The 269-nt window shown below is 28.6% G+C and carries 1 protein-coding gene; it reads right to left on the reverse strand.

Annotated elements, in window-relative coordinates:
• Positions 1-46 precede the first annotated feature (46 nt).
• The coding region (locus UC75_RS19320) for a hypothetical protein (protein WP_212771781.1) at positions 47-269 on the reverse strand (223 nt) is incomplete at its 5' end.

Consider the following 269-nt stretch of genomic DNA (forward strand, 5'->3'; position numbering starts at 1 on the left):
ATGGATGTGCATTATAGAGGATTAACATCCCTTTGCAAGGGGTATTTCAGCCTTTTTCTATTGAGTGCCGTTTTTTTCTACTATTTTGCAAAAAAAGTGATATATATGGCTTTTTTTTAGGCATTTTCACCACTTTTATTAATTTTATTTTTAGGAAAATACAGTTCATCTTAGATTTTTGATGTCTTCTTATTCTTATATAGTTGTTATAGCTATATATAGCATTCTCTATTCCAAAGATTCCAAAGATTCCAAAGATTCCAAAGATT

Origin of the sequence: Acinetobacter sp. V2, assembly GCF_001188385.1 — a bacterium.
Lineage (GTDB): Bacteria > Pseudomonadota > Gammaproteobacteria > Pseudomonadales > Moraxellaceae > Acinetobacter > Acinetobacter oleivorans.